At 34.3% G+C, this 18,784-nt stretch carries 16 protein-coding genes; 6 read left to right on the top strand and 10 right to left on the bottom strand.

The genetic code is table 11. The features are described from left to right. Positions 1 to 32: 32 nt before the first annotated feature. On the bottom strand, positions 33 to 962 hold the full coding sequence (locus ACQKCJ_RS20260) for an AraC family transcriptional regulator (RefSeq protein ID WP_271337128.1): 930 nt from the start codon (positions 960 to 962) through the stop codon (positions 33 to 35). Between the two features lie 319 nt (positions 963 to 1,281). On the opposite strand from ACQKCJ_RS20260, the gene ACQKCJ_RS20255 reads away from it, so the two are divergent. Next, on the top strand, positions 1,282 to 2,304 hold the full coding sequence (locus tag ACQKCJ_RS20255; protein ID WP_427402812.1) for an aldose epimerase family protein: 1,023 nt from the start codon (positions 1,282 to 1,284) through the stop codon (positions 2,302 to 2,304). A 153-nt stretch (positions 2,305 to 2,457) separates the two neighbouring features. Beyond that, positions 2,458 to 4,389 carry a glycoside hydrolase family 97 catalytic domain-containing protein gene (locus ACQKCJ_RS20250; protein ID WP_427402811.1) on the top strand — a complete coding sequence of 644 codons (1,932 nt, stop codon included), beginning with the start codon at positions 2,458 to 2,460 and terminating at the stop codon, positions 4,387 to 4,389. A gap of 130 nt (positions 4,390 to 4,519) precedes the next feature. On the opposite strand, the gene ACQKCJ_RS20245 is transcribed toward ACQKCJ_RS20250, so the two are convergent. The 5 genes from ACQKCJ_RS20245 to ACQKCJ_RS20225 all read right to left on the bottom strand — a co-directional run bounded on the left by ACQKCJ_RS20245 (position 4,520) and on the right by ACQKCJ_RS20225 (position 11,003). Then, on the bottom strand, positions 4,520 to 5,884 hold the full coding sequence (locus ACQKCJ_RS20245; protein ID WP_271337125.1) for a DUF3526 domain-containing protein: 1,365 nt from the start codon (positions 5,882 to 5,884) through the stop codon (positions 4,520 to 4,522). A gap of 1 nt (position 5,885) precedes the next feature. Beyond that, complete coding sequence (locus ACQKCJ_RS20240; RefSeq protein ID WP_427402810.1) at positions 5,886 to 7,337, bottom strand: ABC transporter permease; 1,452 nt, start codon at positions 7,335 to 7,337, stop codon at positions 5,886 to 5,888. 5 nt (positions 7,338 to 7,342) lie between these two features. Beyond that, complete coding sequence (locus tag ACQKCJ_RS20235) at positions 7,343 to 9,637, bottom strand: TonB-dependent siderophore receptor (RefSeq protein ID WP_271337123.1); 2,295 nt, start codon at positions 9,635 to 9,637, stop codon at positions 7,343 to 7,345. 28 nt (positions 9,638 to 9,665) lie between these two features. Further along, a complete protein-coding gene (locus tag ACQKCJ_RS20230) occupies positions 9,666 to 10,361 on the bottom strand; it encodes an ABC transporter ATP-binding protein (protein ID WP_271337122.1) in 696 nt (231 codons plus the stop codon). A 291-nt stretch (positions 10,362 to 10,652) separates the two neighbouring features. Continuing rightward, on the bottom strand, positions 10,653 to 11,003 hold the full coding sequence (locus ACQKCJ_RS20225; RefSeq protein WP_271337121.1) for a hypothetical protein: 351 nt from the start codon (positions 11,001 to 11,003) through the stop codon (positions 10,653 to 10,655). Between the two features lie 470 nt (positions 11,004 to 11,473). Here ACQKCJ_RS20225 and ACQKCJ_RS20220 point away from each other — a divergent pair, with 470 nt between their 5' ends. From ACQKCJ_RS20220 to ACQKCJ_RS20210, 3 genes are all read left to right on the top strand, one after another. Then, a complete protein-coding gene (locus tag ACQKCJ_RS20220; protein ID WP_271337120.1) occupies positions 11,474 to 12,223 on the top strand; it encodes a 4-hydroxy-tetrahydrodipicolinate reductase in 750 nt (249 codons plus the stop codon). 253 nt (positions 12,224 to 12,476) lie between these two features. Then, positions 12,477 to 12,917 carry a MarR family winged helix-turn-helix transcriptional regulator gene (locus ACQKCJ_RS20215; RefSeq protein WP_271337119.1) on the top strand — a complete coding sequence of 147 codons (441 nt, stop codon included), beginning with the start codon at positions 12,477 to 12,479 and terminating at the stop codon, positions 12,915 to 12,917. A 2-nt stretch (positions 12,918 to 12,919) separates the two neighbouring features. Then, positions 12,920 to 14,245 carry a S41 family peptidase gene (locus ACQKCJ_RS20210; RefSeq protein ID WP_427402809.1) on the top strand — a complete coding sequence of 442 codons (1,326 nt, stop codon included), beginning with the start codon at positions 12,920 to 12,922 and terminating at the stop codon, positions 14,243 to 14,245. 174 nt (positions 14,246 to 14,419) lie between these two features. Here ACQKCJ_RS20210 and ACQKCJ_RS20205 read toward each other — a convergent pair whose 3' ends face one another. The 3 genes from ACQKCJ_RS20205 to ACQKCJ_RS20195 form a co-directional block, all read right to left on the bottom strand. Then, complete coding sequence (locus tag ACQKCJ_RS20205; RefSeq protein ID WP_271337117.1) at positions 14,420 to 15,166, bottom strand: succinate dehydrogenase/fumarate reductase iron-sulfur subunit; 747 nt, start codon at positions 15,164 to 15,166, stop codon at positions 14,420 to 14,422. 16 nt (positions 15,167 to 15,182) lie between these two features. Then, on the bottom strand, positions 15,183 to 17,093 hold the full coding sequence (locus ACQKCJ_RS20200; protein ID WP_427402808.1) for a fumarate reductase/succinate dehydrogenase flavoprotein subunit: 1,911 nt from the start codon (positions 17,091 to 17,093) through the stop codon (positions 15,183 to 15,185). Positions 17,094 to 17,391: 298 nt separating this feature from the next. After that, positions 17,392 to 17,766 (bottom strand): winged helix-turn-helix transcriptional regulator, encoded by a 375-nt coding sequence (locus tag ACQKCJ_RS20195; protein ID WP_271337115.1) that lies wholly within the window; start codon positions 17,764 to 17,766, stop codon positions 17,392 to 17,394. Between the two features lie 176 nt (positions 17,767 to 17,942). Here ACQKCJ_RS20195 and ACQKCJ_RS20190 point away from each other — a divergent pair, with 176 nt between their 5' ends. Then, positions 17,943 to 18,554: an FMN-dependent NADH-azoreductase gene (locus tag ACQKCJ_RS20190; protein ID WP_271337114.1), complete on the top strand. Its 612-nt coding sequence runs from the start codon at positions 17,943 to 17,945 to the stop codon at positions 18,552 to 18,554. Here ACQKCJ_RS20190 and ACQKCJ_RS20185 read toward each other — a convergent pair. Further along, positions 18,544 to 18,784, bottom strand: a 241-nt coding sequence (locus ACQKCJ_RS20185; protein WP_427402807.1) for a hypothetical protein, incomplete at its 5' end; no start/stop codon positions are given. The two genes, ACQKCJ_RS20190 and ACQKCJ_RS20185, sit on opposite strands and share 11 nt — an antisense overlap.

Below are 18,784 nucleotides of genomic sequence, written 5' to 3'. Positions count from 1 at the left end.
GGCATATATACTAAAATACGAAAACAATTGCGTTACTGCTTGTATTCGGTGCGATATTGTATGGGCGAAGCACTCATTACTTTTTTGAAAAGACGAGAAAAATACAGTGGATCATTAAAGCCCAGTGCAAAGCTTATTTCCTTTATACTCATAGTGGTAAAGCTTAGATACTGACAGGCTTTTTGCATTTTTAAATAGTTGAAATAATGAATAGGAGAGTAGCCTGTTTGCTTCTTAAACAATGTAAAAAAGTGTGATGAAGAGTAATTAAAATAAGTTGCTACATCATTGATTTTTAAAGACAAATCAAGATGCTTTTTCATATAGTCAATAGCAGACTCTATAGTATTATCCTCTGAAAATATCCTGTTTTTTTTGATAAAAAATCGTTCATATAAAAAAGCATTCAGTAATTGCCACAAAGAGAGATTGGCATATTCAAGATTACTGGCACTATAACCGTCTTCCATAATATCTAGTATGTTTTCAAAAAGTTCGATACGTCTTTCTTCGAGTGATAATTGTGGAGCCGTTTCTGGATATTCAGTGATGAATTTTTCATAAAAATGTGGGGCTTGTGGTCCGGTAAAGTGGATCCAGTAAATACTCCACGGATTTTGTTTTAAAGCATAATAATCATGTGCCACTTCCGGCGGTATAATATAGAAGGTATTGGCTTTGAGTGTTATCGTTTTATTTTCTTTACTAATAATGCCTTCGCCTTTATAACAATAAATCAGGATGTATTGTTTACTTCCGTGTTTTCGTTTCATCGAGTGATGACTTGCATTTGGGAAAACACCAATATCAGTAAAATATAAACTGGATATAAGAGCATTCTTCTTAATGCTTGAAAGTATGTTTTTAGGAATCACAATCATGCGTTGGCCTAAAAAACCTTCTTTAACTTTTATTTTTTCCTTTTGTGATGCATTCTTCATTTTGATGATACTATTTTTCAAATATCGTAATTTAATCCATGCTTTTAAAAAAAATGTCCATTTTGATGATAATAATCAAAGGTACTTTTGAAATACTATTATAACCCGTTGGGTGTAATTATTTTTAACACATAGAAACATAGATTTTTTCTTAAATAGAATAAGACGTTTCACTTATTTAAAAGACACAAAGTTGGCTGTGTGATAGAAACGTGTTTCCTTTTGTATTCTTTGTTACACATAAATTCTATGTTTCTATGTGTTTAAGTGAATATTTACAAATTACGCTCAATGGGTTACTATAAAAATAGTGTTTTTTTAATCATTTTTTTTAAACAATATGAATCCTATTAATAAGATTACATACGAACCTTTTGGGGTTTGTAATGGAAAAGAAATCTTTAAATTTCAACTTACAAATAGTCACGGAAACTACGTTGAGCTTCTTAATTATGGTGCCATAGTAAAGTCCATAATAGTGCCGGATAAAAACGGAATTAAAGAGAATGTAGTTTTAGGATTTCCAACTTTAGAAGATTATCTAAAAGATACCTCTTATATAGGTGCAACAATTGGACGTTTTGCCAACAGAATCAATAATGCCGAATTTTCTATTGAAAATGAAACATATTATCTCGATAAAAACGATGGAAAAAACAACAATCATAGTGGGTCGGCAGGATTTAACAACAAAGTATTTGATTTTATAATAAAAGAAGATACTGTCATTTTTATACTTGAAAGTAAAAGTGGAGAAGGTGGTTTTCCCGGAAACCTAATGACCAAAGTCGTGTATAACTGGACGGATAAAAATGAACTGAAAATTAAATATTTGGCTTTAGCCGATGAACCAACTCCGTTAAATTTTACCAATCATTCTTATTTTAATTTATCGGCTTGTAAGGAAAAAATATACCAGCACAATCTTACGATTAAGGCAAAAAGTATAGTAGAAAGTTCTCAGGATTATATTCCGACAGGAAAAATTATAAATGCGGATTCTTATTTGTTTATAAACTACAAGTTAGCAGATGTTATGCATAATAGTGGACTTAACATCTATTACATCTTTAATAATGATAATATACATTCTGATTTTACATGTGAATTATTCGAAGAAAAATCAGGAAGAATTATGCGTGTGTTTACATCATATCCCGGCGTGCAATTATACACAGGAAACTTTTTAAACAGTACAACTATCGGAGAACATAGCAAGTTTTACGAACCTTTTGACGGACTTTGTTTAGAATGCCAATATTATCCGGATAGCCCCAATCACAGGCAATTTCCTAATACTATATTCGAAGCGGGGCAGGTTTATAATGAAACGATTACGTATGCTTTTGATGTTAAAAATTAAAAAAACATGCCACAGATTACACAGATAAAAAAGATTTTTTTAGCCACTAATTTCACAAATTTTCACAAATTAATTCGTGCTCATTCGTGCAATTTTTGGCTAAAAAACTTTGCGAACTAATAAAATTGAAACTAATCTCTAAAAACCATATAAATGAAAAAAATGTTTATTAATCGATCTTTAATTTTACTGATACCTGCAATGTTTTTTGTACAGGTCAGCAGTAAAGCACAAAATGAAGGACTTTTTCTAAAGTCTAAGAACAATCTAAACAAAATTGAATTGTCGTTAGCTAAAGATGGAAAGTTGTCTTATGAAGTTACGCGTCGCGATAAAAAGATAATTTTAGATTCTCCGCTTGGTCTAACTTTCGAAAATAATGATTTTACATCTGGTTTATCAGTTGTAAAAGTGTCGCGTGTTGAAGAAAAGCGTGAAAAGTATGAACTTAAAGTTGCTAATAATAAAGTCGCTGACCACGTTTTTAAAAGTAAAAGCATAATCTTTAAAAACAAACAAGGTGCTTTAATGACCATAGATTTAATTGCGGGAGAAGAAGGGGTTGCTTTTCGATATAAGTTTACTGAAAAAGAAAATCAATCCAGAGTTCTTAAAAATGAATTGACAGGATTTCATATTGAGCAAAATGCAAAAGGATGGTTACAGCCTTACAACAAAGCCGGAGATTATACTCCCGGTTATGAGGATTTTTATGTTGATGTAAAGTCTGGCGATCCAATAAGTGGGGCACGAAATGAATCAGTTGGTTGGTGTATGCCGGCTCTTTTTAATGTAAATGATACTAAAAACTGGGTTTTAATTGCAGAATCAGGAGCAGACGGAACATTTCCGGGTTGTCATTTACAACCTGACTCTAAGGGAGGAATTTACAGCATAGCATTTGCAAAAAAAGACGAGAAATTTACGTTGCCTTTACCGGATAAAGAAAACGCATATCCTGAGTCAAATTTACCATGGACAATGCCGTGGAGAGTGATTATGATAGGAGATAAAGCGGGAGATATATTATTGTCGACCATGATTACAGATTTGGCTCCGGCATCAAAAATCGCGGATGCTTCATGGATTGTTCCGGGAAAAGCAGCCTGGTCATGGTGGTCACATCCTGAGGATTTTACGCCTGAAATGTATAATAAATTTACAGATGTTTCAGCTTCATTTGGTTTTAGATATACGCTTTTTGATGCAGGATGGGAAAAAGCCAATAAAGAAGGCAAAATTATTGATTATGCTTTATCAAAAGGAGTTCAGCCATTGGTGTGGGGTTATTCGGCAGAATATTATGATGCAGAAAAAAGAAAGAAGAGATTTAAGGAGTTGGCTGACATGGGAGTAAAAGGGGTTAAAATCGATTTTTGGTGCTCAGACAGACAAGAAGTTATAGCAGCACTTCAGGGAGTTTTTGAAGATGCAGCAAAAGAACATTTACTGGTAAATCTGCACGGTACAACAGTACCAAGAGGATGGCACAGAACATGGCCAAATTTTGTAACGGCAGAAGCTATTTTAGGAACAGAAAGTTATTTTTACGAACCAAGATTTCCTGAGAAAGCAGCAGAACAAAATACAGTACTGCCCTTTACAAGAAATGTGGCAGGACCTGCTGATTATACACCATTTGCGCTAACTTTTAGAAAATACACGCGTTTAAACACGGCAACGCATGAGTTGGCTATGGCTATGATTTACACATCAGGTATTATCCACTTTGCCGATTCAGAAGAGGTTTTTAATTCACTTCCTGATGCACTTAAAAATTTATTAAAAGAAATGCCGGCTACCTGGGATAAGACAGAATATGTGATTGCAGATCCGGGTAAAGCAATAGTTTTAGCGCGTCAAAAAGACAATCTTTCTTACATCGTAGGGATAAATGGTACTAATACAGCATTGCCAGTTGCAATAGATCTTAAAAAATACAGCAAAGGCTTTTCGAAATTCAGGATTATCTCCGAAGGCAAAGACCCATTAATGGAATTTAATGTGCAGACTTATCCTGTAACTTCAAACTGGAAGCATAATCTAGCTCCTAAAGGTGGGTTTATTATTCAGTTTATAAAGTAATAAGACTTTTAACCTGAGTGTCTTTTTAACCGTAAAGCACGAAAAAGTCTTGTTTTATAGGGTTTTATAAAAATAAAAGTTCGCAAAGCTATATGTTGAAATAGCTTTGCGAACTTTGCGCGCTTTTCGGTTAAAAAAACTTCGAGTTTAAATTATTTCTACTATTAAAATTCCTCCATCCAAAGCCAATTAGTAATAAATTTAAAATTAATAAAGGCAAGAATGCTTTTACAAAGTTTATTTTTGATGGATCGTTAAATGTTTGAACTTTAAATTTCGACCAGTTTTCTTTGCTAACATCTGCATTATCGAATATTTTTGGATAGAAATACAAACGCATTTTTTCGTGAAATAGCTTCGTTTCTTGCAAAAACAAAAGCTGGTTTTCTAAGTCAGATTGGGCAATTTCGTTCAACTTAATCTGAGTATGCAAAGTAGGAATAAATTGCGCGATCAATTGACTTGCTTGATTTCTTTGTTTTAGTTTGTTCTCTAGTTCATGAGATTGTTGTGCCGAATCATCATCACCTGCTTGTTGCATGGCATAATACCAAAGCCAGCTAAATTCAGTATTTGGCAAAGGATAATGCGCAAATTGCGGATAGTGCTGATAGAATGTATCCATTGTAATTTTTTTATCCATATCCCATTTTTCATGATAGGCATTTCGCTGTTTAACGGTCAATTCCAAAGCTTCGGGAATTGGATATTTATTTACTATATAGGTATTAATTGTTGCAGGTAAAATAATGATAAGAAATAGCCAGATTGTCAATAAAATAACAGCATTAAAGTTTGAATTTTTCTGTAATGAAACAATGAAAAAACTGATAGCAAACCAAAAAAGAATGTATAAAATTCCGAGCCCGTAAAAAGTAAAAAGTAACGAATTTAATGGAATATTCAGAAGCAATGCGGCGGCGAAAAGTACAATAGTTAATAATGCAATAAGACTTAGAATCCTGATGTAGAATAACTTCAGAATGTATAAAAAAGTGTTTTGACTTTGTGTTGCAACAATTTTCCAGGTACCGCTTTCTTTTTCTTCCGAAACCAAATTGTAAGAGAATGCAATAATTAAAAGCGGAAAAAGATAAATCAGTACAAAACTAAAATCCATATTTCCTGATAATAAATTATTAGGATTATTGAGTTCGGCATCGTATTTCTGAGCTTCCAGACCCCGAATTGTAACACTTTGTATCGACGGATTTACATCGCGCTGACCAATTGCCAAACTGTTTATGGGCAGTGTTTTATTTACCAATGAGAACTTGATGTAATAGAGCAGGAGTCCTATTTCATCTTTATGAAAAGCGGCATTTCTCGCAATGTGTTCCTTTTGATAAATTGCTGCTTCTTTAATATTATTTTGTTGTTTCTGCTGAAATTGCAGTCCAATTAAAAGACTTATAAAACAAATGATTAAAAGAAATAGCAATCCAATTTTGGTGCCCTTAGATCGTATGAAATTTTTAAAAAGTAATGCTAACATATTAGATGGCTTTAAGGTTTTTAGCTGCAATTCGAATAACAATAAACAGCATTATAATCCAGAGAGTTATAGAAATTACAGAGATAATTTCGGATTTTAAAACGTCCCAAATTCCTTTAGGTTCATAATGAAATTCGGCTACATCAGCCCAATGTTCTTTATTAATAGTCGAAGGTTTGTCGTTTGGTCCCGGTTTTTTATTACTAATGTATTTTACCTGCAATGCATTCATTTTTTGCGCCATAGTATAGCGATAAGCTTCGGCTTGTTTCTGGAAATCGATATATGAATCATAATCCGTATTCGATAATCCCATCGATAGGTTTTTGATTGCGATATACGGATTTATAAGAGAAATCATCTTAGAAAAACTGTTTTGTTTTTCATAGACATGAAGTAAGGTTTCTAAATGTTGATTGTATATTTTAGAACTTATTTTCTCGCCTTCGCTCATTATAAATCCTGAATAATTGAAAGGAAGTTTTTGTACGGAATCGACTTTGTGTACACTCAAAAGCGAATCTTTGATGGCTTTATAATGCAAATCATTTGGATTGTGACTATCTCCTTGTTTTAGAATGTCTTTTTCGATATCGCTCTGAAATTGAATTTTAGAGGGAGCTTCGTATATATATGCCCCAATTGCCTGCGTGGTTCTTGGGAGAATAATGGTGAAAACCAACCAAATTCCAATCAATGAAATCAAAGCTTTTTTAGATGTTTTGCTCGTGGTAGAAACTAAAACTGCAATCACACAAAAGAAAATCAGATAAATAAAATGAAACAGAATAAACAAAAACATTTTAATGGTTTCATCAGCAGAAATCGAGAAATTCTGAAGCAATAACCAGATAAAAACAAGTACAATAATGGTTGGGACAAAAAGAAGCATGATAACGCTGACGATTCCCAGTATTTTACCCCTTAATAATTGTTTCCAGCTAATTCCCTGACTCAAAAGCAGTTTTAAAGTTCCGTTTTCACTTTCGGCCGCGACCGCATTAAATCCCAGGAAAAAGATCAATAAAGGCAATAAAATTTGTAAAACCATCGCAATACTGATTTCACCAAACCGAAGCAGACTGTTCGAAAATCCGGCTTCAGAGAAATTGGCAGTATTTTGTTTGTGCGCTTCCAGAAAAATGGCATTCCCAAAAAACGGTTCCATTCCAAATTCAAAAATACTTAAAGGTGTACTTTTTCTGAATGCAAAATTTCCGTAATGCGCCATTCGGTGCGGGTTTTTGTCAGGATTTTTAAGCCAGTCTTCCCTGGATTCATGTTGGTATTTTTCGCTGGTTTCGTTTTGATTGGTATAATTCTCCCAGCCAGAAAACGCAGCATAAAGTAAAACAATCCCAATAAAAAGGGTAATGATAAAGACAGCCGTATTCTTAAAAACGGAATTCTTTAAATGTCCGGCGATTAAAATTTCAGTATGTAATGATTTCATCCCAATTAGAATTTATAAGTTACGGTCAGGCTAAAATTTCTGGGAGCTCCCGGAAATAGTCTCAAGTAATTCTGAGCACCTAACCAATAGGTTTTGTTGAATAAATTACCCGCATTTAGGGCAATTTGCATATTGCTTTTGTTTGGTTTGTAATACAATGCAGCATCAAAAATCATAAAATCAGGAAGTGTGAAAGCCCTTGTAAACCAAGGCACTTTGCTGCTTTGATATTGCATCCCGAAACCAACGCCCAAATCTTTTAAAGACGAATCAGAATTGAAATTATAACGGGTCCATAAATTGGCACTGTTTTTTGGCGTATTTTGTTTTCTGGCACCAATTAACGACACATCACGATCGTTGGTAATTTGAGCGTCAATATAACTGTACGAAGCGTTTATTTGCCAGTCTGCCGTGATATAACCTGCCAGATCACACTCAAAACCGCGGCTTCTTTCAGCACCTCTGGTTACCAATAAATCAGGATTTGCCGGATCATTGGCATTCATTAAAATATTACGCTGATTGATTTCGTAGATTGCCGCATTAAAACTCATCGAATTATTAAAGAAGGTCGCTTTTACACCCACTTCTTTCAAGTTACTTTTGAGAGGATCGAACAAACTTCCGGGAGATAAACTTCCTGTTTGCGGCATTAAGGTCACCGTATTTGATTGTGGCTGATAGCCTTCAAGATATGTCGTATAGACATTAATTTCATTGTTTACGGCATAAGTCAAACCTACACGAGGCAACAAAGCCGATTTTTTTACCGTTATTTCATTATTAGATTTGTAATTGGTAATGTCCTCAAACCATTCGTTACGCACACCCAGTAAAAAAGTAAATTTTTCCCACTGAACCTGATCCTGAATATATATAGCATTTGTAGTTGTCAATGCTGATGGTAATGCATTCCTGACGTTCAGTGTATAATCATTGGCAGTTGTTATGGTGTAAGTTGGGTTGTTTAAATTAAAATAATTGACGTTTGGTTTTGGCAAAACTACTCCTTCAATCGTTGTGGTTTGATAATTTACAGCATTTGCAGGAACAAAAGCACTAGCGACAGTTCCGTCTTTTAGTAAATAACCTCTTGCAGCATTTTGTCCTCCGCCTTTAGTTTTGTTCCAACTGCTTAAATCATAGCCAGCCAATAATTTATGCCTGATTTTTCCGGTTTTTAAATCGAAATTAAAATACGTACTTAAATTGTCAATGTCCCAATATTGCTGACGTTGAACAAATTGCATCATCGCTAAATTTGTTACCGGCTGATTGTTCATATCAACAGCAAAACCATTTGTTGTTCTGTGTTCCTGAAGATTCTCTGTCCAGGTTTGTTTCATGTACTGCGCATTAAAACCAATTTTAGAGCTGAATTTATGAGCCAAACTGGTAGTGAAAATCATTTCTTTCGATTTAAAAAAGTCACCAGGAGCACCTAAATTCAAACTTATTGGTGTTTTATTTAAGCTCGTAACTCCGGCAACAGCACCAAATATAGGTTGACCGCGGTCCAGAATTCCTGTCATATCGCTCAAAATCAATTCAGTATTGATAGCGGTTTTTTCATTTGGGATATAACTGAAGGAAGGAGAAATCAAAAACGATTTATTACTAACGAGATCACGAAACGATTTCGCTTCCTGATACGCTCCGTTTACACGGTACAAAAGTGTTTTAGAATCATTTAAGGGTCCTGTAAAATCCAAAGTTCCACGTAAAGTGCTAAAACTTGCAACACTTAAACTGATTTCCTTTCGATCAACAGCCAAAGGTTTTTTGGTAACAAGATTAATACTCCCGCCAGGATCTACAGATGAAAATGTCGCACTCGACGGACCTTTTATTACTTCTATCCGTTCGATATTATTAGTCAAAGGCTGTAGAAAATAATATTGACGTGTTCGCATTCCGTTGATAATCTGACCTTCTTCGTTTTGACTAATGCCCCGAATTGTGTATTGATTGTAGTAACTGGACGGAATTACGCCACTTGCCATTTTTACTGCATCGGCAAGATAAAATGCGCCTTTATCAGCAATTAATTCTTTTGTTATTGTCGATATTGATTGCGGAATATCTTTGTTGAGTGCTGCAGTTTTTGTGGCTGCAAATGAATAATCGCTATTGTATTTTTTTGATGAACGGCCAACAATTTCTACGGTTTGCAATTCGTTTTTTGCTATTTTAGTGGAATCCTGTGTAATAGTGTCCGTTGTTTTTTTATTAATTGTTTGAGATTTCACGCAGTGCGTCCCAATTATTAAAAATAAAAAAGGATATATATGTTTCATTTTAATGAGGATGGAATTATTCTTCCTTTTATACTGTTTGTAAATACAAATTCTCGAGTTCATTTGCTGATATCTTGTTAGCTTCGATTACCGTTACTAAGTTTCCTTCTTTCATGATGCCAATATGCGAAGCCACTTCTCTTGCTCTGAAAATATCGTGCGTAGCCATTAAAATTGCAGTTCCATCTGCGGAAAGTTCTTTTAAAATTTGAGAGAATTCATTTGAAGCTTTTGGATCTAATCCGCTTGTCGGTTCATCAAGCAGCAGTACTTTTGCCTTTTTGGCAATTGCAATGGCAATACCTACTTTTTGTCGCATTCCTTTAGAATATCCACCAAGATTTTGATCATGTGCGGCAACCTGCAAACCGGCTTTTGATAGAAAATAAGCCAGTTCTCCTTTAGAATATTTAAATCCGGCAAGAGAAGAGAAGAATTTTAAGTTTTCTAAACCAGTAAGATTGGGGTATAACATTACTGTTTCAGGAATATACGCGACATATTTTTTAGTTTCCTGAGCATTTTCTACAACTGATATATCATTGATTTTGAGATCTCCGCCAGTTGGTTCTATAAAACCTAAGAAAAGATTGATAGTCGTTGTTTTTCCGGCACCATTCTGACCTAAAAGCGCAAAGATTTCGCCTTTATTAATGGTTAGATTTAATTTATTTAAAGCGATAGTATTGCCATATTTCTTGGTCAGATTTTCAGCTATAAGCATAGTTTTTATGTATTTGGAATGATTATTAATTTTTAGTCGCAGTCGCATTGACGGTCATAGTCGTAGTGACAGTCGCTGTTAGAGAATTAAATTGTGAGGACAGGGATAGTTTACTACTGTTTCTGTAGAAAGAAATTAATTAGTATTTGAAAATAAGAATGACATTTTGCCTCTTTTTCAACACGATTTCTTGTGGGAATAGAATGCGTCAAATGAAAATGCAGTCATTTTCCTTTTACCAATTGAGAACAGGTAAGAGGGAGTAATTTTCGAAAATAAAAATGTAGTAAGCTAAATTAGGACAGGAGGTGCTCTAAGAGCAAAAAGGCTGCCTTTAAAAAATGTAGATGTATCTCTTGTATAAAAGTATACATAAGATGTTTCAGGATTTACTTTATGAAAGTATAAAGTCTCAAATGAATTTGGAATAAAAGTACTAAAAGCAAAGTGACAAACGTGACAATGACTATCAACAGAATGGGTGTGTGTTATTTGCTTTTGACCATCAACATATTGATGATCACAAGGTTTATCCGTTAATTGTTTGTAAATGTGTTCGTAAGAATGTATCGTCTGAAACAGCATTGCGAACAATACGGTTAAAGACATAAAAAGATTAATTAGGAGAATTTTCTTTTTCATTCTTGTTTTGGAAATCCTTTGTTTATTGCGAATATGTGGGTTATTAACTAATGCAACTTAGTTGCAAATATAAGCATCTTAATTAAAAAAATACTGGAATTGAATAATAATTTAAAATTATGAATAGAAAATTTTACAATATGAAACATCAAATTACTTATCTAATACTTCTTGAAATGTAGGTTTTGAAGTTTTTTTTTTTTTTTTAACTTAACGTATAATCCTCAACGTATAGAAAAAAAATCTTTTTCTGATGCTTCGGTTCGAGAAATTGACACTATTATTCCTGTTAACAAGGTTCTTTTTTGTTACAAATCTCAATAATCTTTAGTGTGACCGTTATAATATTTCTATTTTTACTAATAGAGTATCATTATCAGCTTAGATAATAATTGAATTTTTGATTTGGCATTAGCTTCATAAAATGCCAATTTTCGCTAACGGGCTTTCTGCTCAATAAAAAATAAATTATGAAAATAGGATTAATCGGATTTGGAAAGACTGGAAAATCAGTAGCATCAATACTACTTGAAAATAAAAAATTTTGTTTAGAATGGGTTTTAAGACAAAGTACTGTTTTAGAACACAGATCTGTTCCCGAATTTTTTGGAATTCAGTCAGACGAACCCGGATTAATTTATTCAAGCTCTAAAACTACTATGGAAGAATTACTGGATAAACATCCAGTTGATGTGATTATCGATTTTTCGTCTAATGAAGGTATTTATACTTATGGTGAACTTGCTGCAAGCAGAAACATTAAAATTATCTCAGCAATTTCCCATTATAAAGATAAAGAATTGCAGTTATTAAAGAAATTAGCACATAAAACGACTGTATTTTGGTCTCCAAATATTACACTTGGGGTGAATTATCTACTTTTTGCGGCTAAGTTTTTAAAGAAAATTGCACCGTGGGTTGATATTGAAGTCAATGAGGAGCATTTTAAAACAAAACAAGGAACTTCCGGAACAGCTGTAAAAATTGCCGAAGCTTTAGATATCGATAAAGAAAACATCAATTCAGTCAGGGCAGGAGGAATCGTTGGAAAACATGAAGTTATATTTGGATTCCCATATCAAACAGTACGTTTAATTCATGAATCGATTTCAAGAGAAGCTTTTGGAAATGGAGTTGTTTTTGTAGCTGAGAACTTAGAACACAAACAAAAAGGATTATATAATTTTGAAGATATATTGACGCCTTATTTTGCTGTTTAGCTTACTTTGTGGTTTACCACGAAGACGCTAAGGCACAAAGTTTTTCTTTTTTAAGTTTTTAACCTTAGCGTCTTTGCGATTTTGCGCGAAATTCTCGTTGAAATAACAAAAAAACAATACCCGACAAGTTTTTAAAACCTGTCGGGTTTATTTGTATGCGCTAATTTTATATAATTAATTTAAATATACTTGATATATCAAATAAATAATTATATTTGACATATCAAATACATTTAAAGATAAAGAGTTTAATATGATTCAGAAAACCCCAACAGGAACAGTTTTATATACCATAGAACAGACCATTAAAGAATATCGGAAAATTTGCCAAAGGAATATACAGAAGATCGCAGATGACATTACAGTTGATCAATGTTTAGTACTTATTATTCTAAATGATAATACGACGATTTCTCAGATAGATATTGCAAAATTAATATTTAAGGATAATGCATCGGTTACAAGGATAATTGAGTTAATGGTTAAAAAAGATTACTTGACCAGAGAAACGGATGAATTAGATAAAAGGAAATCTAAACTGATCATAACTGAAAAAGGTAAAAAAACAATTGTCTTATTGGCACCTGTTTTTAAACTTAACCGCAAAACAGCTCTTAACGGATTATCGCTTGATGAAATCGAATTACTGGACAAAATCCTCCACAAAATAATTTCAAACTGTAAAACTTCGTAAATATGAAACACCTTTTAACTTTACTATTGCTGTCAATATCAATGATTTCGGTTGCACAAAATGATATAAAAGAAGAACATAATCTTACTGAATTAAGTAAAAAACAAATTATCGATTCGCTGACCAAACAACTTGAGGAGTTTTATATACGACCAAATGCAGTTGGAGAGATTAAAAAGAAACTGAATGAGAAATATAAAAAAGGTGTTTACAGAGATATTGTAAAACCAAATGAATTTGCGGGTAAACTAAGCTCAGATCTTATAGAGGCTAGCAAAGATTTACATTTTGGAGTTGTGTATGATCCGGAATGGACGGAAAATCATCTAAGAAAAGAGAATAAAGAGGTACAGAAAAAAATTAAGGCCGAGGAATTAGCAGAAGCTAAAAAGAAAAATTTCGGTTTTCAACAAACACGAATTTTAGAAGGAAATATAGGCTATCTAAAGTTCGATTATTTTGAAGATCCTGCAATAGCAAGTGAAACTGCAGCATCGGCGATGCAATTTTTAAGCAGTACAGATGCGCTAATTATCGATTTACGCCAAAATAATGGAGGGGCTATGGAGATGGGACAGTTTTTAAGCAGTTATTTTTATTCAGGGAAAGAGTTACCTCTTTATAAATATTATTATACCGAAAAAAACAGAAAAAAAGTCGAAAGAGAAATGTGGTTATTACCGTCTGTACCAGGAAAACGTATGGAGGATGTTGATATTTATATTTTGACAAGCAACACTACTTTTTCTGCTGCTGAATGGATGAGTTACTCGCTTCAAAATTTAAAACGTGTTACTATAGTTGGTGAAAGAACGGCTGGAGGTGCGCATCCAATTGATAGAAAGGTATTACCAAATGGTTTTTTTGTAAATATCCCTTTTGGAGAAGTCAACGACCCTATTACAAATACAGATTTTGAAGGAAAAGGCGTGATGCCCGATGTTTTGTGCAAAAGCGAAGAAGCTATAAATACATCTCATATACTGGCTTTGCAAAAGCTTTCATCAAAAAGCAAAGATTTAGAAAACAATCTCGATTGGTATATTCCTATCATTAAAAACAGACAAAAAAAGGCAAGTGTTACTGATGAAATTTTAAAATCTTACCAAGGAAAGTATGGGAAAGTCGAACTGAAATTTGAAAACAACAATTTGTATTACAAATGGAATAATATAGCAACTTTATTACTGATTCCTTTGGATCAGGATTTATTTCTGCTGGATGGAATAGATGATTTCCGTATACAAATTGTTTCTGAAAATGGTGTAGTAACAGGGTTTAAAAGAATTTATCAGGTTGGGCAGGATAAGTTCTATAAAAAAGAGTAGCGATTAGTGTCTATTGACTAGTAATTATAATAATTATAGAAAAAGGCTTTAGCCAAAAAACGACATTTGGCTAAAGCCTTTCCAATGACCTTTATTAAACTCCAGCTAAAGCTGGAGTCTATTCAAAACTTTGCGACTTTTCGACTTTGCTAGATTCTTTTTTTTAAGTACAAATCACTTTCTAAAAATCAAAGCCTTAGTATATTCCGCATTCATTTTGGCGATCGAAAGGATAGAAATTCCTTGCGGACATTCGATTTCGCATGCCCTTGTATCAGAACAATTTCCAAAACCTTCAGCATCCATTTGCTGAACCATTGTTAAAACCCGTTTTGATGCTTCTATTTTTCCTTGCGGAAGTAAAGCCAAGTGTGTTATTTTAGCACCAACAAACAAGGCAGCACTGGCATTTTTACAAGTTGCCACGCAAGCACCACAACCAATACAAGCCGCAGCATCAAAAGAAGCTTCAGCAGTTTCGTAAGAGATAGGAATACTATTTGCTTCCGGTGCCTGACCAGTTGAAGCGCCAATAAAACCTCCGGATTCAATAATAGAATCAAAAGCAGAACGATCAATTTTTAAATCTCTTAAAATAGGAAATGCTTTTGCACGAAAGGGTTCAATATAAATAGTATCTCCATCTTTAAAACTCCGCATATGAAGCTGGCATGTTGTTGTGTTCTTTAATGGTCCGTGAGCTCTTCCGTCAATCATAACGCCACATTGTCCGCAAATACCTTCTCTGCAATCATGATCAAATTCAATGACACGTTCTTTTTTCTGAATGAGCGATTCGTTCAAAAGATCGAGCATTTCCAGAAAAGACATATGTTCAGAAACCCCGTCAATTTCGTAGTTTACCATTTCTCCTTTAGAAGAAGTATTGAGTTGTCGCCATATTTTAAGATATAGTTTCATATTCTTAAGCTTTTGATTATTTGTAACTTCTAACTGCCAGTTCAACCGATTCGAATACGAGCGGTTCTTTGTGTAATTCAGGTTTTTGTGCAGCGCCTTTCCATTCCCAAGCCGATACGTAACAAAAATCAGCATCATTTCGAACAGCCTCACCATCCGGAGTTTGATATTCTTCTCTAAAATGGGCACCACAGGATTCTTCTCTTTGCAGAGCGTCATGGCACATTAGTGCAGCCAATTCGATATAATCAGCAATGCGTCCGGCTTTTTCAAGTTCACTGTTTAAAGTATCATCTCCTGTTATGAGCAAGTCTTTTTCAAAAGAAGTTTTTAGAAGTTTGATTTCATCTAACGCTTCTTCGAGTTTTTCCTTACTTCTCGAAAGTCCACATTTTTCATAAAGCAATCGTCCTATTTTTTTATGAAAGTGATCTGTTGAAAGTGTTCCTTTACTGTTCAGGAATTTATCTAATTGTGCTCTTACAGCTTTTTCGGCTTCATCAAAAGCAGGATGGGCAATTGTATTTTTAGGAGCATTTAATTCTCCTGCCAGATAATTCGGAATCGTGTAAGGAGCAATAAAATAGCCATCTACACAAGCCTGAAGCAATGAGTTGGCACCCAGTCGATTTGCGCCATGATCAGCAAAGTTTGCTTCTCCCAAAGCAAATAAACCCGGAATTGTAGTCATTAATTCATAATCTACCCAAAGTCCGCCCATTGTAAAATGTGCCGATGGAGATATTAACATGGGTTCTTTGTAAGCATTGATCCCTGTAATTTTTTCGTACATCGCAAAAAGATTACTGTATTTAGCTTCAATATTATCTTTTCCCTGGGTTTTAATGGCATCCGAAAAATCAAGATAAATAGCATTTTTCATTGGTCCAACGCCATGTCCGGCATCAATTTGTTCTTTTGCCGCTCTTGACGAAATATCGCGTGGAGCCAGATTGCCAAAAGAAGGATATTTACGTTCTAAATAATAATCTCTTTCTTCTTCAGGAATTGTATTTGGGTTTCTGTCGTCTGCGGCGGCTTTTGGCACCCAAATTCGCCCGTCGTTACGAAGCGATTCTGACATTAAGGTAAGTTTTGATTGATTTTCTCCATGTTGCGGAAGCGAAGTAGGGTGAAACTGAATCCAGCTTACACCTGCCATATAAGCGCCTTTTTTATGTGCCCGCCAAATTGCTGAACTATTACAGCCCATGGCAAGTGTAGAAAGATAATATACTTTTCCGTAACCTCCTGAAGCTAAAACCACAGCATCTGCAATATGACGTTCGAGTTCTCCGGTTTCAAGATTTCGGGCAATAATACCTTTAGCTTTCCCGTCTATAACTACCAATTCCAGCATTTCGTGACGTGTATGCATAGTCACTTTTCCTAAAGAAACCTGACGCAATAAACCTTGATAAGCACCCAGTAAAAGTTGTTGTCCGGTTTGTCCACGTGCGTAGAACGTTCTTGAAACCTGAACACCACCAAACGACCTGTTATTAAGATATCCGGCATATTCCCTGGCAAAAGGAACACCCTGAGCAACAGCATGATCGATTAAAGCGGCAGAGCATTCCGCCAGACGGTAAACATTTGCTTCACGAGATCTGAAATCGCCGCCTTTTATAGTATCATAAAACATTCTGTACGTGCTGTCACCATCATTTTTGTAGTTTTTTACAGCATTGACTCCACCTTGTGCAGCTACAGAATGTGCTCTTCTTGCAGAATCCTGAAAACAAAATGACTGAATATTATAGCCTTGTTCAGCCAATGATGCGGCACAAGAAGCTCCTGCAAGACCAGTTCCTACAACTATAATGTTCAGTTTTTTTCTGTTGGCAGGATTTACAAGTTTAGCTTTTGCCTTATAATTATTCCATTTTTCTGCAAGCGGGCCTTCAGGTATTTTTGAGTCTGTCATTTTTGTTTGTTTAAAATGAAACTTATCTTAAGAAGCTGTAATTTACTACAAAAAAATGAATTAAATCAGAGTGAATGTCTTTAAATTCAAGGATAAATGAAAAAAAGTTAACAAATAGATGCATAGATTTAAAATTGAAAGAGGAAGCAGGTTGCTGCAAAATCATCATTTCTTAAACCTGGGCTTCATAATAGCGAATATAGATTTCGAACTCCGTGGTTCTCTATCGTTAAAAATTAAATCCAACTGTCCCAAACCTTCAGGATAAAAACCAGGATTTTAATTTGAACATAATTATCTAATGCCCAATGATTTCTTTTCTGTGCAAAGTTCCCCATTCATTTAATGCTCCGATAACATTGTATAAAGTGTGGCTGTGTTCTGTTCTTGCATATTCAACAGTTGGCGGAAACGTGTCATAAACAGTTCTGGTAACCAGTTTATTTACCTCAAGATCTTTAAGTTCTTTTGAAAGCATTTTATCAGTAATTCCGTTTACATCTTTAGAAATTTCCTTAAATCGTTTTGGCCTGTTTGATAATGCAATCAAAATTGGCAGCTTCCATCTGCCGCTTAAAACTTCCAGAGCATCCCTTACAGGCAGTAATGCTGCCAGACATTCCTCTGGTTCGCCACAGCGTACTTTTTTTGTGAATTGGTTCTTTGTTTCCATAAGTTGATGTTGAAATTGATTTCACGCAGATTGATTTAAAAATCTGTGTAAACCTCTTATTTAAATGTCATTTTGTCTAATACTATCCTCAAGGATAGCGCTATCCTTGAGGATAGTACTATAAAAGAGATAGCAAATGTAGATAAGTTTGTATCATAAAACAAAATAGTAATAAAATGAGCAAAAAGATTCTGAATATAGTAACAAGCATCAAAGGAGATGCTTCATTTAGTAACCAATTATCCAATGCAGTTCTGGAAAAATTGTCAAGAGAATATCCGGGAAGTAACGTACAAACTTTTGATCTTTCTAAAACACCTTTACCTTATTTAAACGAATTGCAGCTTAATGCATTTTATACTCCTGAAGAAGCGTATACAGAAGCTCAGGTAGATTTTGTTAAACTTTCTGATGAAGCTATAAACGATTTATTGGAAGCTGATATTATCGTTATCGGAGTTCCTATATACAATTTTGGAATTCCGGCATTATTAAAAGGATGGATTGATCAGGTGGCAAGGCCAGGAAAGACTTTTAGTTATGGTGAGAGTGGACCAAAAGGATTGATAACGGGTAAAAAAGTATTCTTGTCTGTTGCGTCCGGTGCTGTATTTTCTGACGGTCCCTATAAAAGTTATGATTTTGCGGAACCGTATTTGCGTGTAGTTTTAAGTTTTTTAGGAATTACTGATGTAACGACTTTTAGGGTAGAAGGGACTGCAATTCCTGATTTTGCAGAAAGCGCCTTGCCAAATGCTTTGGCTGCCGTAGAAGAATTCACTTTTTAAATTGAAAATAAAAGTACGATAGTTGGACATTTTCGTATTTAGTAAGAGGTTGTCTGAAAAGACGACCTCTTTCTTTTATTATACTAGTAGATTTACAGAGTGTTTCTTGAAAAATGTAAATTTGGGCTAAAATGGGGTCTTCTATAAACTTTTCTAAAGCTTCTACGAGATCAAAAATGAGGTTAAAATTGCCCAAACGGATTTTAGCGATCCATTTAGAAAAGTTGTGA

Source organism: Flavobacterium sp. NPDC079362, assembly GCF_050267765.1.
GTDB lineage: Bacteria > Bacteroidota > Bacteroidia > Flavobacteriales > Flavobacteriaceae > Flavobacterium > Flavobacterium azizsancarii.
This window is presented reverse-complemented; position numbering and strand designations above follow the sequence as displayed.

Coding starts and splice junctions, on each gene's coding strand:
- ACQKCJ_RS20245 (WP_271337125.1), bottom strand. CDS start 5,884: ATGTTAGCATTACTTTTTAAAAATTTCATACGATCTAAGGGCACCAAA.
- ACQKCJ_RS20210 (WP_427402809.1), top strand. CDS start 12,920: ATGAAACACCTTTTAACTTTACTATTGCTGTCAATATCAATGATTTCG.
- ACQKCJ_RS20240 (WP_427402810.1), bottom strand. CDS start 7,337: ATGAAATCATTACATACTGAAATTTTAATCGCCGGACATTTAAAGAAT.
- ACQKCJ_RS20225 (WP_271337121.1), bottom strand. CDS start 11,003: ATGAAAAAGAAAATTCTCCTAATTAATCTTTTTATGTCTTTAACCGTA.
- ACQKCJ_RS20200 (WP_427402808.1), bottom strand. CDS start 17,093: ATGACAGACTCAAAAATACCTGAAGGCCCGCTTGCAGAAAAATGGAAT.
- ACQKCJ_RS20235 (WP_271337123.1), bottom strand. CDS start 9,637: ATGAAACATATATATCCTTTTTTATTTTTAATAATTGGGACGCACTGC.
- ACQKCJ_RS20230 (WP_271337122.1), bottom strand. CDS start 10,361: ATGCTTATAGCTGAAAATCTGACCAAGAAATATGGCAATACTATCGCT.
- ACQKCJ_RS20255 (WP_427402812.1), top strand. CDS start 1,282: ATGAATCCTATTAATAAGATTACATACGAACCTTTTGGGGTTTGTAAT.
- ACQKCJ_RS20195 (WP_271337115.1), bottom strand. CDS start 17,766: ATGGAAACAAAGAACCAATTCACAAAAAAAGTACGCTGTGGCGAACCA.
- ACQKCJ_RS20220 (WP_271337120.1), top strand. CDS start 11,474: ATGAAAATAGGATTAATCGGATTTGGAAAGACTGGAAAATCAGTAGCA.
- ACQKCJ_RS20190 (WP_271337114.1), top strand. CDS start 17,943: ATGAGCAAAAAGATTCTGAATATAGTAACAAGCATCAAAGGAGATGCT.
- ACQKCJ_RS20250 (WP_427402811.1), top strand. CDS start 2,458: ATGAAAAAAATGTTTATTAATCGATCTTTAATTTTACTGATACCTGCA.
- ACQKCJ_RS20215 (WP_271337119.1), top strand. CDS start 12,477: ATGATTCAGAAAACCCCAACAGGAACAGTTTTATATACCATAGAACAG.
- ACQKCJ_RS20205 (WP_271337117.1), bottom strand. CDS start 15,166: ATGAAACTATATCTTAAAATATGGCGACAACTCAATACTTCTTCTAAA.